19 protein-coding genes and 2 rRNA genes are annotated in these 14,281 nt (G+C 43.8%); 8 read left to right on the top strand and 13 right to left on the bottom strand.

From position 1 onward, the window contains the following. Both K2Q26_15660 and rrf read left to right on the top strand, forming a co-directional pair. A 23S ribosomal RNA gene (locus K2Q26_15660) occupies positions 1 to 339 on the top strand; the annotation flags it as partial. 158 nt (positions 340 to 497) lie between these two features. Continuing rightward, positions 498 to 614 (top strand): 5S ribosomal RNA (rrf, locus tag K2Q26_15655). Between the two features lie 126 nt (positions 615 to 740). Here the strand turns inward: rrf and K2Q26_15650 are convergent. Both K2Q26_15650 and K2Q26_15645 read right to left on the bottom strand, forming a co-directional pair. After that, complete coding sequence (locus K2Q26_15650) at positions 741 to 1,160, bottom strand: hypothetical protein (protein ID MBY0316956.1); 420 nt, start codon at positions 1,158 to 1,160, stop codon at positions 741 to 743. Continuing rightward, complete coding sequence (locus tag K2Q26_15645) at positions 1,157 to 1,567, bottom strand: hypothetical protein (GenBank protein ID MBY0316955.1); 411 nt, start codon at positions 1,565 to 1,567, stop codon at positions 1,157 to 1,159. The genes K2Q26_15650 and K2Q26_15645 overlap by 4 nt, the downstream gene beginning before the upstream one ends. A gap of 276 nt (positions 1,568 to 1,843) precedes the next feature. On the opposite strand from K2Q26_15645, the gene K2Q26_15640 reads away from it, so the two are divergent. From K2Q26_15640 to K2Q26_15630, 3 genes are all read left to right on the top strand, one after another. Further along, the gene (locus K2Q26_15640) at positions 1,844 to 2,971 is read left to right on the top strand and encodes a porin (GenBank protein MBY0316954.1); all 1,128 of its coding nucleotides are present in this window, start codon (positions 1,844 to 1,846) and stop codon (positions 2,969 to 2,971) included. A gap of 302 nt (positions 2,972 to 3,273) precedes the next feature. Beyond that, positions 3,274 to 3,711: a DMT family transporter gene (locus tag K2Q26_15635; GenBank protein MBY0316953.1), complete on the top strand. Its 438-nt coding sequence runs from the start codon at positions 3,274 to 3,276 to the stop codon at positions 3,709 to 3,711. 37 nt (positions 3,712 to 3,748) lie between these two features. Beyond that, positions 3,749 to 4,237 (top strand): GNAT family N-acetyltransferase, encoded by a 489-nt coding sequence (locus tag K2Q26_15630; protein MBY0316952.1) that lies wholly within the window; start codon positions 3,749 to 3,751, stop codon positions 4,235 to 4,237. Here the strand turns inward: K2Q26_15630 and K2Q26_15625 are convergent. The 4 genes from K2Q26_15625 to K2Q26_15610 form a co-directional block, all read right to left on the bottom strand. After that, on the bottom strand, positions 4,234 to 4,842 hold the full coding sequence (locus K2Q26_15625; GenBank protein ID MBY0316951.1) for a 7-carboxy-7-deazaguanine synthase QueE: 609 nt from the start codon (positions 4,840 to 4,842) through the stop codon (positions 4,234 to 4,236). The genes K2Q26_15630 and K2Q26_15625 overlap by 4 nt on opposite strands. Further along, positions 4,826 to 5,419, bottom strand: coding sequence for a 6-carboxytetrahydropterin synthase (locus K2Q26_15620; GenBank protein MBY0316950.1), 594 nt, complete (start codon positions 5,417 to 5,419; stop codon positions 4,826 to 4,828). The genes K2Q26_15625 and K2Q26_15620 overlap by 17 nt, the downstream gene beginning before the upstream one ends. 3 nt (positions 5,420 to 5,422) lie before the next feature. Then, positions 5,423 to 5,812: a preQ(1) synthase gene (gene queF / locus K2Q26_15615; GenBank protein ID MBY0316949.1), complete on the bottom strand. Its 390-nt coding sequence runs from the start codon at positions 5,810 to 5,812 to the stop codon at positions 5,423 to 5,425. A gap of 92 nt (positions 5,813 to 5,904) precedes the next feature. Then, entirely contained in the window at positions 5,905 to 6,225 is a 321-nt protein-coding gene (locus K2Q26_15610) for a hypothetical protein (protein ID MBY0316948.1), read from the bottom strand. Between the two features lie 375 nt (positions 6,226 to 6,600). Between K2Q26_15610 and K2Q26_15605 the strand changes: the two genes are divergently transcribed. Further along, positions 6,601 to 7,041 (top strand): Hsp20/alpha crystallin family protein, encoded by a 441-nt coding sequence (locus K2Q26_15605; protein MBY0316947.1) that lies wholly within the window; start codon positions 6,601 to 6,603, stop codon positions 7,039 to 7,041. Positions 7,042 to 7,145: 104 nt separating this feature from the next. Continuing rightward, positions 7,146 to 8,165, top strand: coding sequence for a UDP-glucose 4-epimerase GalE (galE, locus tag K2Q26_15600; GenBank protein ID MBY0316946.1), 1,020 nt, complete (start codon positions 7,146 to 7,148; stop codon positions 8,163 to 8,165). Here the strand turns inward: galE and K2Q26_15595 are convergent. Continuing rightward, positions 8,162 to 9,010: an N-acetylglucosaminyltransferase gene (locus K2Q26_15595; protein MBY0316945.1), complete on the bottom strand. Its 849-nt coding sequence runs from the start codon at positions 9,008 to 9,010 to the stop codon at positions 8,162 to 8,164. The two genes, galE and K2Q26_15595, sit on opposite strands and share 4 nt — an antisense overlap. Positions 9,011 to 9,061: 51 nt before the next feature. On the opposite strand from K2Q26_15595, the gene K2Q26_15590 reads away from it, so the two are divergent. Continuing rightward, on the top strand, positions 9,062 to 9,829 hold the full coding sequence (locus K2Q26_15590) for a hypothetical protein (GenBank protein ID MBY0316944.1): 768 nt from the start codon (positions 9,062 to 9,064) through the stop codon (positions 9,827 to 9,829). Here the strand turns inward: K2Q26_15590 and K2Q26_15585 are convergent. The 6 genes from K2Q26_15585 to K2Q26_15560 are packed head-to-tail and all read right to left on the bottom strand — an operon-like array spanning position 9,816 to position 14,220. Beyond that, positions 9,816 to 10,208, bottom strand: a complete 393-nt coding sequence (locus tag K2Q26_15585) for an apolipoprotein A1/A4/E family protein (GenBank protein MBY0316943.1) — start codon at positions 10,206 to 10,208, stop codon at positions 9,816 to 9,818. The two genes, K2Q26_15590 and K2Q26_15585, sit on opposite strands and share 14 nt — an antisense overlap. A 9-nt stretch (positions 10,209 to 10,217) precedes the next feature. Then, positions 10,218 to 10,700 carry a DNA starvation/stationary phase protection protein gene (locus tag K2Q26_15580; GenBank protein ID MBY0316942.1) on the bottom strand — a complete coding sequence of 161 codons (483 nt, stop codon included), beginning with the start codon at positions 10,698 to 10,700 and terminating at the stop codon, positions 10,218 to 10,220. A gap of 55 nt (positions 10,701 to 10,755) precedes the next feature. Beyond that, positions 10,756 to 11,229, bottom strand: coding sequence for a transcription elongation factor GreB (gene greB, locus K2Q26_15575; protein ID MBY0316941.1), 474 nt, complete (start codon positions 11,227 to 11,229; stop codon positions 10,756 to 10,758). After that, positions 11,226 to 11,684, bottom strand: a complete 459-nt coding sequence (locus K2Q26_15570) for an acyl-CoA thioesterase (protein ID MBY0316940.1) — start codon at positions 11,682 to 11,684, stop codon at positions 11,226 to 11,228. The genes greB and K2Q26_15570 overlap by 4 nt, the downstream gene beginning before the upstream one ends. Next, entirely contained in the window at positions 11,684 to 13,330 is a 1,647-nt protein-coding gene (locus K2Q26_15565; protein MBY0316939.1) for an ATP-binding cassette domain-containing protein, read from the bottom strand. Before K2Q26_15565 ends, K2Q26_15570 begins: the two co-directional genes overlap by 1 nt. Continuing rightward, positions 13,327 to 14,220: a radical SAM protein gene (locus K2Q26_15560; GenBank protein ID MBY0316938.1), complete on the bottom strand. Its 894-nt coding sequence runs from the start codon at positions 14,218 to 14,220 to the stop codon at positions 13,327 to 13,329. Before K2Q26_15560 ends, K2Q26_15565 begins: the two co-directional genes overlap by 4 nt. Positions 14,221 to 14,281 lie beyond the last annotated feature (61 nt).

Raw genomic sequence — 14,281 nt, 5'->3', positions numbered from 1 at the left:
AAAGTGGTACGCGAGCTGGGTTCAGAACGTCGTGAGACAGTTTGGTCCTCATCCTCTGTGGGCGTAGGAAAATTGAACGGACCTGTCCTTAGTACGAGAGGACCGGGATGGACGAACCTCTGGTGTTCCAGTTGTCATGCCAATGGCAGTTCTGGGTAGCTATGTTCGGTTTGGATAACCGCTGAAAGCATCTAAGCGGGAAGCTGACCGTGAGATTAATTTTCCCTGGGGCTTCGGCCCCCTAAAGACTCCTTCGAGACTAGAAGGTTAATAGGAGAAAGGTGTAAGCACAGAAATGTGTTCAGCTGATTCTTACTAATAGTCGTGAGGCTTTTTTAAGTTGAAGAAACTAGCTGAAAATCGCCAAGAACAAATTCAAGTTAAGGCGTAAAATTCTAAGAAAGAATTTTAAAATTACAGAAATATAATTATCTTAAATTCTATTGAGTTTTTAAAAGAACTCAAAATATTACAAAGCTTTTAAAATTAGCAAGTTTGCTGGTGTTAATAGCGGCGGAGTCACACCTGATCCCATCCCGAACTCAGAAGTTAAGCCCGCCTGCGGCGATGGTAGTGCAGCGGCAACGCTGTGGGAGAGTAGCACGATGCCAGCTTTTTATTTTGGACCCGTAGGAAACTACGGGTTTTTTTTTGCCGAAATCAAAACTCTGTTATTCTGAGCAAAGCGAAGAATCTCAAAAGGCTACGATTATTCTCTCTCAAATCTAGAAAATATTGAATTACCGAGCGTTACTAAATTGATCTGCGGGAATGTCCAAAATGAGATCGGGATGAGATACTAATTTTCCGACGGGTGTGAGCTTTATCTTAACGCCGTTCTGATCCCAGTCCACATCGTAGTTCATGGATAAGTTTAAACTTTGGCAATCAAAGGGGGAGTGAATCAAATAGCCGTGACCTTCAGTCATCGGATCTTCTTGAGAATGCAGAATTACAAGATCGCATTTCGAAGTTAAAAAATACGACGATTGTATAACTCCGAAGCAATATTTAAAATCATCGTATTTGATGCTATCGGGTTGGCAATTTTTAAACGTTTCTTTCCGCGAAAGGGGAACACTGACTCCGCCGAAGAGTGCGAAGGTTGTAAAGGCCGCAAGAATAAAGACTAAGAAGCGAAGCGCTTTTTCATTTCTCACCAGAGATATCCTATAGGGAGATTCAGATTAAACTCTTTGATCTTATTTTGGGTTTCGGTTTCATAGAGCTCATGTTGGATCAGGTATCCATACTTCATATCTTCGATCCAAGGCATGAATTGGAGTTTTAAGGTGTAGTTGCCCTTTTGTGCTTTATGAAATGGAAGTTTTGTTTTGTCGATCAAATCCTTAAATTGCTGATCTGTCGTCGTCATCTCTATGTTGGTGATGAGTAAAAATGGCTTTCTCAGATCTGGATAGCGTTGAATGATTTTATCGAACTCTTGCTTCCAAATGAGTTCGGTGCGCTTCTCGGGACTGAGTCGCCAGTACTCTAAATTGAAATGTTCATACGCCAAAAGTCCAGCGGCAGAGGTTATCAATAAAAAGGCGATTACAAAACGCATCTTCACAGCCTACGTGATTCTAAAAAATAAGACATAACTTGTTGCATTAGGACCTGTCGTCAAAAAGCAACGGAACCGTAGCTACGGCGATATCAAAATGACAGTGTTTGCCCAAAAAGTGTGCACTGACCGAATCAGTTCATTGTTTTTTAAGCAAGAACAGTATTTTAGGAGTCGCCTCGACCGAGCGGCTGTTTTTTTTCCTTGAAATTACTACATACTAGAGCGACCGTAGGGGTAAGCAACAAGAAAACAAACCCTTTTAGGAGGAACAACATGATAAACAAACTCGTCGTCGCACTCAGTACATTAGCTTTGTCAGCCACTGCGGTTGCAGAAACTGACGGATTTAAACTTTCTGGAGACTTCGCCGCTTCAGCTTTCCACACAAGCGCAAAAAACAATGCATCCTCTACAGCTCAGCCTGGTTTCGGTACCGGAGCTATCGGTTTAGGTGCAGCTTCTGGTAACGCTTCTGCATCTAACTCTGGAGACTTCTCTGTCGATATGGCTGAACTCAACCTTGAAAAAGGTATGGGCGATACCACGATCGTTATGGGTCTTGGTTTTGGACGAGTATTTGATCGCATCAATAGCTCGCTCGATTCTAACGGCGACATTAAGAGCACGTTGAATCTGACGAATGCATACTTAGCTCATAAATTTGGTGATTCTGGTTTCTCTGCTCGAGTTGGTAAATTCGAATCTTTCTTAGGATACGAAACTTACAACTACTCTGAGAACATGAACTACACTCATGGCCATGCATTCAACTTCACTATGCCTTGGTACATGACTGGTCTAAACGTAAACTACGCGATGAACATGTTTGATTTCGGTGTTTACGCTGTAAATACGACGGCAAACATTGACGCTGATGAAAACAGCAACAAGCACCTTGGTGCGTCTGTTGGTGTGACTCCCATTGAAGGCCTCAAAGTTAAGTTGAACTACTTATCTGGTCATGATGGTGGAACTGGTTTCGCAATCGCTGCGACTGAGCAATCTACTCAGACTATGAACGGTATCGTTTCTTACAGCTTCAACAACATGCTCGATGTTGCTTTCCAATATGTGAACAAGTCTATGGAGCCTACAACTGGTGGAACTGAAACTGAAATCAGCTCTATGGCTCTTTATGCTGGTTACAAAATGGAAATGTGGGGCATTGGCGCTCGCTACGAAATGCTTGATGACAAAGATGGTATGGCTTTCGGAGCTGCTAGCGTTGACAACAAAGTTAACTCTATCACTGTGACAGGTTGGTACAACTTTGACCAGAATGCATCAGTTAAGCTTGAGTACGCTTCTCACTCCTCTGATAAAGCAATATTCAACGACGATAACGGCGCTGCTGATGACAAATTGTCTAGCTATGGCGTCGGTGTAAGCTACCGCTTCTAATTTCTCGCGAGATTGGAAAACAAAAGAGGGCGTTCTTCGGAACGCCTTTTTTATTTGTGGTTGGGTTTCCTCGGACACTCTCCCGCTCAAACAGCCGCGGGAAGCGGAACTCGCGTGCGAGCGTCCGCGGAAACCCAACCACAAATAAAAAAACCAACCACTCTTTTTGAGTTCGTTTGTAGAGGTGCGATGGTGGGGGTTTTTAATCGATAGATTTGTTTTTTGTTGGATTGTTTTTTTATCGGGTATCTTGGTTTTTGTTATTAGGTATCCGGTATCCTGAATATGAGAGGGGAATTATCATGGCGGTGGGGCTTGCGGTTTTGGCGGGGGTGTTTGGGGTTCTTCAGGCGGGGATTAATCGATTGATTGCTCAGTCGTGGGGGTTTTCTTCAGCTTTGCTGTTTAATGGCGTCATCTTTGTTGTGTTTAATCTTTTGCTCTATGCTTTTGTATATCTTAAGCCGGAACTTGTTCCTGCCTCTTATCGCATTCAAGGTGCTGTGAGTGATATGCGCGGTTGGTGGCTCCTTTCGGGTTTGTTTGGCTTTTTACTAGTTGCTTCCATCGCGACAGCCATTGGGCAAATAGGAGCTCTCCAGGCGTTTGTTTTTTGTGTCGGTGCTCAACTGGTGGCGAGCAATGTTTGGGACTATCTTGTTGAAGAGAAGGACCCAACACCGATGCGGCTGATTGGGACAGCGGTTACATTCTTCGGCGTTTATTTAACGACAAGATAATCCTTCGCAGCTCAGTAAACTGTGTTAAACGTTTACTATGTCGCCAGTGCTGATTCGGGAAATCAATTCTAGTTCCAATGATGAAATCTCGTGGGTTGCAGAGCGAATGCGTGCGACTCTCATCGATGTTCTCGGAAGAAATATCGGTGAAGGCCTTTACTCGATGGACTGGCTCAACGAAAGAGTGCGTTGGCATATCGATTCGAAAAAGACAACGGGCAAGGTTTTTATATCTGAGAATCCTGAACAGGAGAAAACGGGTCAAGCCATTGCTCGTTTAGAGCATCGTGATGGGGAGCGCTATGGGTATTTCGCGACTTTATATGTGGAACCCAACTTTCGGCGGCAGGGAATTGCGGCGCAACTTATGCTTCAGGTGGAGAGATGGTTCAAGAAATTGAAAATGAGCAAGATCGTTTACAATACGGCCAAAAGTAATGATCGTTTGATTTCTTTATTTAAGAGACAGGGTTACCGCATAACGCTGGAACACAAAGATATGATTCAGCTCACTAAGTACATCTAGGGAATATCGATCCATTTGTGAGTTTGGAGAGATAATTTCCAGTCGGGATTTTTTTCGATAAATCCCATAATGGTTTCGACATTTTTTTTCATCCGGGAAAATTCCGGTGAAAGGGAATAGATCACATCTTTTTTCTTGGGATTGTGTCTTCCTAGAATCGTAAAGTCAAAATTTTCATCAACGACATACTTAAACTCGCTGACTCTGGGGAGTGTTTGTTCGTGGATAAAATATTTTTCCTGATTTTTATTTTTTGAGTAAGGTTTTGGAGATACGGTTACGAAATCGATCTCTGGAGGTGCGGGGAAGCTCCCGTTGGTCTCGCAAGCGATAAAAAATCCTAACGACTTTAAAATATTCAAGATTTTTGGCAGATCTTTGTGAGCCAAGGGTTCGCCGCCCGTGATGACGGCAAAACGGGCCGGTTCTCGGCTAGCAAATTCTTTAAAGGTCTCTTCACTCATGGGAGTGTAAGAGTCAAATTCGGTATCGCACCAGGGACAGTTGTAATTGCAGAAAGGAAGCCTTACGAAAAGAGCGCGGTGGCCCGTCCAACGACCTTCACCTTGAACTGTCCAAAAGAGATCGTTAATTTGAAGGGACATGTTGATTGCTCTGATTCACACGCTGACGAAAATCAGTGACCACATTTTTTTCTACATGTGAAAAACTTCGATCGTACACGTCTAAGGAGTTCCACCAATTGTCAGGGCGATGGTACTGATGAATGCACTCTTCATAAAACTCGCGATCACAGGTGAGGGAATTGGTTGGAGTTTCTTCGATATTGATTCCAGTAATTCTCACAAAATGTCTAATTTCGGAATTCTGGACGTAGTTTTGCATCTTTGCAAACATCAAAACGCTGATCAGTTCCGTCGTCGGGTCTCCTGGAAAAACTAGGAGACGGCATTCAGAGTGCGTAGTTTTAAGGACGGGTATCAGAGCGTCCTCTTCGTTGCACATGTAAGAATGGTCGAACACTTCCGTGATTAATTTTTTCCAGTAAGATTTGAGCTGAGAAAATTCGGCCACCATATCGTTTTCATCGAGTTCGTTTCGTTTAGCCTCGAGGTGAAGCGTCGCATGCCAGGTGTGTCCATGCGGAGTCATACACTGGACACTTGCAGAGTTTACAAATCGATGGGCGGCTTCGAACCGATAACGAAACTTTAATTCCATGGATTACTTTTCGTGAGTGGCGGTGACAACTGTGTGCACGTTTCCGCGAACGTTAAAGTCGGCCTTCACGGTCATTTTTTTAGGGGAAAGGAGCTTCACTAAATCGTCGAGAATTCGATTTGTCACGTCCTCGTGAAAGATCTTCTCGTCGCGAAAGCCATTGATATAAAGTTTAAGGGACTTCAGCTCGACGCAGAACTGATCCGGCATATACTCGATATGGATGGTTGCAAAGTCCGGGAAACCGCTTCGAGGACAGATGCAGGTGAACTCGGGGCAAGTGAAATTGACCGTGTAGTCCCGATGGGTGGTTCGGTTTTCAAAACGTTCTAATTTATTGTTTTCTATCTCGATTTGACCGTAGAGCTTGTCACTATTTGTTGAATTTGCCATAAAACCTCACTGCCCCGTTTTGTACCAAATCGAGGCAGGTAAGGGATGTAAAATACGACTTTAACGCATTAAGTCATAGGCTCATCACGTCTTTAAAAGCCCGAGACTCGTCGGGTGTGACCATTGCCATGATGAAGATCCTTCCACTTGTGAAGTTTATTCTTCATTCGCCGTTTCAGTGATTTGACGAGGCTTGGGATATCCCCAGAACGATCTTGAACGATAAAAGCCCCGGCGTCGGAGAAGATGATCAGTTTACCGTCGATCCGGTCATTGTGCCTCTCCGCTCGCAGTTTCATCGTGCTATTTCGCGGGCCCATTGCAAGGAGGGCGGCAAATTCGTCCTCTACAAAATGTTCGGTCCAGTCACTCGGACTCATTCCATGATATTCGCATTGAATTAGATCTTTCACACGTACCTCCAAATTAGCTGTTGAAAAACCCGATGATCTTCATCGATTTATCCCGTCCAGTTTATCAAAGAAATATCGTGGCACTCATTCAAATCCACTGAATGTCTCAATTTGATGACTCGAAGGACTGCGGCACTGCTTCCTCTGCCATTTGGTCGAGTGGCAGAGAATCAATTCTATACAAAATTAAAAAAGAATTAGGCGTTATTTTTTTGCTCTAAAAAATAAATCTGTGTTCGATCGAGATCCTGTCAAGGCGTAAAAAATTTTTCGAAGTGCACTTGACGATTCGATACGCGATAACAAATTTACTCTAGAAGTTTTATTTTTTAAGGAAAAAAACAGATGAGCAAAAACGATAAGAAGGAGAAACAAATGACTGCGCTAATTCCTTTTATTAAAAGATCTACCCTTAACGACTGGGTGTGTGACATTGATCGAATTTTTGAACCGCTAGCAAATACTCCTTATGAGGGTCGTATGCTTTCAATTAGCGGTGACATCGAGGAAGATGAACAGAAAATTGTAATGAGCTTTGATCTTCCTGGTCTTAAGGAGGGAGAGTTTTCGGTAAAAATTCAAGAGAATCGATTGACCCTTTCCGGGGAAAGGAAAAAAGAAGTTAAACCGGAAAGTGAAAAAAATAGCTATGTTTATTACGGCCGTGAATTCGGCAAATTTAATAAAGTGTTTACACTTCCCAAGACCGTCGACAAATCAAAGGTAACGGCAGAGTACAAAGATGGTGTCCTCACCATAGCTTTGCCTAAGCAGGAGCCCGAGGCTGAAAACGTGATCGACGTAAAAATCAAGTAATCCCCCCCCCTTTAGTTGGCGCTTGTTGGGCTCAGCAGGCGCCAATTTCTTTTTGATTGTGCTAAATACGTAGAGCTTATATATTCTCGGACAAAGGAAAGATCGTGAATATACTTGTCACTGGTGGCGCCGGATACGTGGGCAGCCAAACTGCAAAAATTCTCCAACAAAAAGGACATGAGATTTTTATCTTTGATAATCTCTCGCGAAGTGATGGAACTCTCGCCAAATGGGGAACTTTTATCGAAGGTGATATTTGCGACGCTCAAAGAGTGGCGAATGTTCTTGAGCAGAATCAGATTGAGGCGGTTTTTCATTTTGCTGGTGCTATTGACGTCGCGGAATCTATGCGTGACCCCATGAAGTACTACCGGAATAATGTCATTGGAACTTACAATCTCGTACAGGCGATGCTGGATCATGGGGTGAAAAATATGATCTTCTCAAGCAGTTGTACGACCTACGGTGCGGCTAAAGATACTCCCATTAAAGAGACAGCCCATCAGTTACCCATTAATGTTTATGGCGACACGAAGTTGGCCGTAGAGAAGTTTCTCAAAAGTATTTCATCGACCCGTAAGCTCAATTCGATTGTTCTCCGGTACTTTAATGCTTGTGGAGCTGATCTCGATTTAGAGGCCGGCGAGCTTCACGATCCGGAAACGCACATTATTCCCTTAGCGCTAAAGGCCGTGTTTGATCCTCACTACACTCTTGAAATCTTTGGTGATGATTATCCTACGCCGGATGGATCCTGTATCCGCGATTATGTTCATGTCCAAGATATTGCCGAGGCTCATATGCTTTCTCTCGATTATCTCCTCGAGTCCGCTGTTAAGTTTGATGTTTTCAACATTGGATCCGGCCAAGGTCTTTCTGTTTTTGAAATCATTCGGAGTATAGAAAAAATAACCGGGGGAAAAGTGAAGTATCAGATGTCTCCGCGTCGAAGTGGTGATGCGGCAGAGCTGGTGGGCGACATTACTAAAATTAAAAATATCCTTAAGTGGCAACCTCAACACTCAGACATAGAAACCATTGTCCGATCCGCAAGAGACTGGATGCTCAAATCCAATCCCGAGTTCCTTCAGTCGCTCAAAGCCTGGTCTCGTCAAACCCATTAAACTAAAATCATTGATTTGAATCTTTCCGGAGATTCTAAAAGAGCCTCTGGCCAGAGGATGCTGGTGTCATCCAGCGGAAAAAGTTTAAACGTCATCGATTTGTCGAAAAGTGATGTCCCACTTCGAATCGATTGGAGAATATGCTCAGGACTTTTAAACTCGGGCTTATTGTATTCGTCATGGGTCCACGCTTCGATCTTTTTAATGATCATATCGACCCCACCCATATAACTAAAATGCCATCCGCCTTTGGGGATGACCGTTGTCTGGGCATTTTCTTTATCTCGAAAGAGGCGTGTCTTTTTGATAGATTGGATGCGGGAATATTCCACCATCACAGACCCACGCCAAAATCCAAAGCCTTGCTTGTTTTTTGTCCCGTGGAACTGTGCGGACTCTCCTGGGATAAAAGTACATATATTATTTAAATAGTAGTAACTTAGATACTGTTCGAAAACGCGAATACCTGGAGTATGGGCAAATTCTCTGACTTTACTGCGTAAGGGAATTTCATCAATATCCGATACAATCACCGTGTCGTCGGGTCGAGCTCCCTTAAGGCCCTTAAGGATAAATTCTTTCTGAGCATTGTCGTAATCCCAGGTGCGAGGGACTCTCCATTTGGTAAAAAAATTGGGATAGGTATCGACCACGACGTGGATAATCTTATCTTCGTACTCTTTATAGCGATCTTTGTTCTGTTGAAAATAAAGAGGCTTTGGTGTTTTCTGAAAGGTTTTTGTTGCTTCAACGATCACAAATTTGTCGACGACCGGTGAGAGTTCTTTCAACCGCAGATCCAGCAAATCCAGTTCATTAAAAAATGCAAAACAGTCATAAATCATATGAATGCAAATCTAATAGCCTCATTCGTGAACCTATGCAATATTAAAAGGATGCAGACTTCGTCGAGCGATATTAACGATAAAAAGCAAGTTCTACTTATCGCCGCTGTGATCGGGCTCGCTTTTGCGTTAGCCTGGCCATGGTTACCCTCTCAAGATCCACCCACATATTTTGATTTCGCCGATCAAAGACAATTGTGGGATGTACCTAACTTCTTTGATGTAACATCAAATCTATTTTTTGCGTTGGTAGGTGGGTATGGACTAATCACGACCGTGAGAGTTTGGTCTTCGGCAGAAAAAAGCTATACATGGTGTTATCTCTTCTTGAGTCTGGGCGTATTTTTTACATCCTTGGGCTCTGCTTATTTTCACTGGGGTCCTGAGCCCCGCACTTTATTTTGGGATCGTTTCCCGATGTCTATTGGATTTGCATCGTTGTTGACCTTGTTTCTTGTAGATCATTTAAAAATTCAAAATTATGTTTTGTGTTTATTTGTAGTGAATTCGATTTCTGTATTGGCCGTGATTAATGTTTATTGGGGTCTAGGAGATTTGCGACCTTATCTCATCGTTCAGTTTGGATTTTTGTTACTCTTACTCGCAATGGCGATCCTTATTAATAAGGGCCGAATTCCGCGTAAATACCTTCTATTGGGATTAAAACTCTATATTTTAGCCAAGCTGCTCGAAGTGATGGATCATCAGATTTTTGAAGCTGTAGGGATTAGCGGCCATACTCTAAAACATATAGCCGCCGCTACCGCAGTTCTTTATTTGAACCAAGGTATGTATAAATTCTTTTTTACTGCTCGCTAAAATTCTTTTTAGCCTTTTCGTAAGCCAATCTCAGCTCTTGGATCGATTTGGACATTCCGTCCTTCATATCTTGCCATGCCTTACCTGAAGTGCTTTTAAGTTTGCTCAGTTGAGCGTTGAGATCCTGCTTTTTTGAATCCAAGGCATGAATCTTTTCCTCCAGGCTTGCTTTTGCATTTCCGGAAGATGTCGCAACTTTCGCTTTGAGAGCTTCAATATCTTTGGAAATCAAATCCATAGAGTCTTGCAAATCTTTTTGAACGGCATCTTTTTTAGCCAAAGTATTGTCAATGGCTTTACCGGTTTTTTGTCCAATCGTCTCATCGGCAAAAAGAGAGATGCAGAACGTGGCAACAACAACGAAAAAAAAGTGTTTCATAAGTACTCCCTACTTTGCGTTTTCGTCTGAAAGCATGGATCTGAGCATCCAAGCTGTCTTTTCGTGAAGCTGAATACGGGAAGTGAGTAGATCTAGTGAGGCTTCGTCATTTCCCTTTTCGGCGGCAGGAAAGATCGAGCGCGCCGTTTTGGCGACGGTCTCATGTCCCGCGAGGAGCTGTGCAATCATTTCTTCGGCGGCAACTGCGCCATGAGACTCTTTGATATTCGTGAGTTTACCAAACTCTGTATATGAACCTGGTGCAAGCTCACCTAAAGAGCGGATGCGTTCGGCGATTTCGTCCACGGCCGTGTGGAGCTCTGTGTACTGCTGTTCGAACATTACGTGCAAAGTATTGAACATGGGGCCCATCACATTCCAATGGAAGTTGTGAGTCTTCAAGTAAAGGGTGTAAGAGTCAGCCAGTAGGGTCGATAAACCTTTTGCAATTTGTTTGCGTTCCTTTTCTGGAATGCCAATATTCATTTTCATAATTACCTCCAATGAATTCCGAAAAATATATCACTTATGAGAATAAAGAGAAGGCTTATTTGAATTCGATCTTTACTATTTCGACGGTTTCATTTCCGTTAGGTTTCTTAATAAGGACTTCGTCACCTATTTTTTTACCCAGCAGGGCGGCGGCAAGTGGGGATTTCCAAGAGATTTTCTTCTGCTCGATGTCGAACTCGTCTTGCCCGACAATCTGGTAGGAGTGTTCAACTCCATCTTCGTCCGCATACGTAATAGTGGCACCGAATATCACTTTGTCCCCTTTAAGGGTCTTAGGATCAATCACTTGAGCCGACTCCAGTCGACCTTGGAGAAAATGTAATCGAGAATCGATTTGACGTAGTCGACGTTTTCCATAGATATAGTCTGCGTTCTCGCTGCGGTCGCCATTGCTCGCCGCCCAGGCAATCACTTCGACAAGTTTCGGTCTTTCGTTATTCAGCAGCTCGGTATACTCGAACCGAAGTTTTTCAAATCCCTCTGGAGTGATATAATTCGTTTCACTCATCGATTTTGCTCCCAAGTTTGCAAGACGTATTGGGGCGACAAGACTTTCTTTCGATATATTAAAGCGGCTTTTACGGTTCCAATGGCGTAAACGACGTTTTTGACTTTAAAGGTTTGCTCGAAATAGAACCACTTATCGTCCATGCTTTTAAGTCGGGTTTCCAAAGTATATTTTTGTAACGGACCGAGCGATTTTTTAAAGTCGATGCTGACAGAAGCCACCACCGGAAGCCATCCTTTGCGAACACTCATCCAAAAGAGCCCGAGTTTCATCATGATCGAAAAGCGCCCAAGATCCATGATCGTAAGATAACGACCATTGTTCATGTGTAAGTTTATGTCCATATCTAAGGGCCAACAGCGAAATTGATCTTTACAGACGGCATGGACGTCGTCCTGTTTCTGGGCAAAGAGATTCAATACTATAATTTTAAATAACCGGAAGTAGAGATTCATTATCCCAGCCTACTCTTAATTAAATGATTACCGCGTTTTTCAAGGTAATACTCCCAGCTGCCATCGACCACATGAAGTTCGTTCTTATCTAACTCAAAAACGCGAGTGGTGACTTCGCGAAGAAAATGTCGATCGTGACTTACGATCATCACGGTGCCGGGAAAGTTTTTAACGGCATCTAAGAGGACTTCACGAGAGGCAATATCTAAGTGATTGGTCGGTTCATCGAGAACTAAGAAGTTGACCGGTCGTGCTAATATTGTGGCAAGGACGATTCGGCTTTTTTCTCCCCCCGAGAGGATGCTGACTTTCTTCTCGACATCATCTCCACTAAATTTGAGGGCGCCCAATAAACTTTTGATGAAGCCAACACCGGCCGTCGGAATTCTTTTTTGAATCTCTTCGAAAGCGGTGCTTTGTGGATCCAGAATATCCAGAGAGCTTTGGCTAAAGTAGCCGACTTCGACATTCGCACCGACGGTACAGACTCCTTCCGTCGGCTTTATCTGCCCGGTGATGATTTTCATCAACGTCGATTTACCAGCCCCGTTGACGCCAACGACGGCCACGCGATCCTGTCGCTTCACTAAAGCGGTCGCATTTTTAAACACCGTTTTAGGTCCAGGCTCCTCACCCCTTGGAGGATAGACTTTGGATAAGTTTTCAATCTTGAGGACTTCATCACCACCACGGGGGGGAGTGGGCCACTCGAAGTGAATCACCGATTCTTCCTCGGGAATTTCAATAATATCGATTTTTTCTAATTTTTTAACTCGCGACTGAACCTGAGCCGCATGCGAGGCGCGGGCGGCGAAACGCGCAATAAAATCCTTCTCTTTTGCAAGCATGTCCTCTTGGCGTTTCGAGGCCGCAATGAGTTGCTCTAGGCGCGTGGCTCGCTCTCTTTCGTAAAAGTCATAGTTTCCGCCATATACCGTAATTGTCTTATTTGCGACCTCAACGATGCGAGTGACAAGTCGATTCATAAAATCGCGATCGTGACTTGTCATGAGAATAGCACCTTTAAAATTTTTGAGCCATTCTTCGAGCCAGATAATGGATTCTAAGTCCAAATGATTCGTCGGTTCATCAATCAAGAGCACATCAGGATTTAGCGTTAAAATTTTCGCCAGCGCGATTCTCATTTTCCACCCGCCGCTAAAGTTCTCGGTCGGCATATCTTGCTCGTGCTTTGAAAATCCCAAACCACCTAAGATTTCGCGAGCGCGAGGTTCCAAATCATAGCCTCCAAGGCGCTCAAAGTCCGCTTGGACTTCTCCATACTCCTCCAGAGTTTTCGCCATAGCATCATCATCCATAGGTTCGGCTAGTTTTTCTTCGAGAACCTTAAGGCGAGCGGCGACTTCGCTAATGTTACCCGCAGCGGACATCACTTCACCGATAACAGTTTTTCCACCCATCTCCTCGTTATTCTGAGAGAAGTAACCGACAACCGTTTTAGCGGGGCGAGAAACGTGACCATCGTCGACGCGCTCTTCGCCGGTAATGATTCGAAAAATAGTTGTTTTACCAGCTCCGTTAGGACCTACGAGTCCGACTTTATCACCGGGATTGAGCTGGAAACTTCCGTTTTTGTAAAGTGTCTTTCCACCATAAGATTTGGAGATTTGAGAGAGATGAATCACGAGCTGAACCTTTCAATAAAATTACAACGCTGGCAAAGATCCTCCACCAGCTGACGTTGACGAAATCCAATTTTCATTTTTTGAGCCCTTTCGGAATTAATGATTTCCATGAAAGGTGTTTGCAAAATATTACCGAGAACCATCTGGCCTTCTTTGTCCAAACAGCAAGGAACTACCGAGCCGTCGACCAAAATTCCCACATGAGTCTCTAGGCCGTAACAGAATCCCCGAGTGTTCAACTGGGGAAGCTCTAGGGAGGGCCATACGAATTCGCTATCAAAATTGAGGTAGAGTCGATCTTTTATTCGGAAACTTTTTTTACTACGAAGATCGACAGATGTGGGTGCCATGAAATTAAAGGTTTCGGAGATTTTTCTTAATAGGTTTAAGTTCTTCTCAGAGGATCCTTCAGCGCTCTCCAAGTTCCAAAGTCTAAAATTGATGTACAGTTCGGGTCGTTGTTTTTGGGCCTCGTGGACAAACGCGAAAACTTTTTCGAGATACGGGATGGGATCTTTCTCCGGAAAATTATCGACAAAGCTGTGGAGGGAAAAATTAACCTGCTGAATGGTTGGACTCAAAAGCGCCGCCTGTTTCTCCGCATTGAGCAAGAGTCCGTTAGTTACAACGTGGATGGGTAGATTGTAAGACTCGCAAATCCCGATGAGTTTTGGGAGGTGTGGGTTGACGAGCGGATCTCCCATCAGATGGAGAGCAATATGACCTGTGTAAGGTTGAATTTCGCGAATGATGCGTTCAAAGGTCTCTGGGGACATCATTTTTTTTGAGCGATGCACCTCTGGGCAAAAACTGCACTGGAGGTTGCAGACGTTGGTGATTTCCACATGAATTTTGTTAAATAATGTCGCTTTGCCCATGAAGAGGCACATCCTAGCTCTCTGCGCCACATTCGTCAAAGAGGAAGGGGGTTTAGGGAAAATAAGCCGTTGA

It is taken from the genome of Bdellovibrionales bacterium (assembly GCA_019750295.1).
GTDB lineage: Bacteria > Bdellovibrionota > Bdellovibrionia > Bdellovibrionales > JAGQZY01 > JAIEOS01.
The sequence above is the reverse complement of the archived record's forward strand: the minus strand, read 5'-3'. Positions and strand labels throughout refer to the sequence as shown.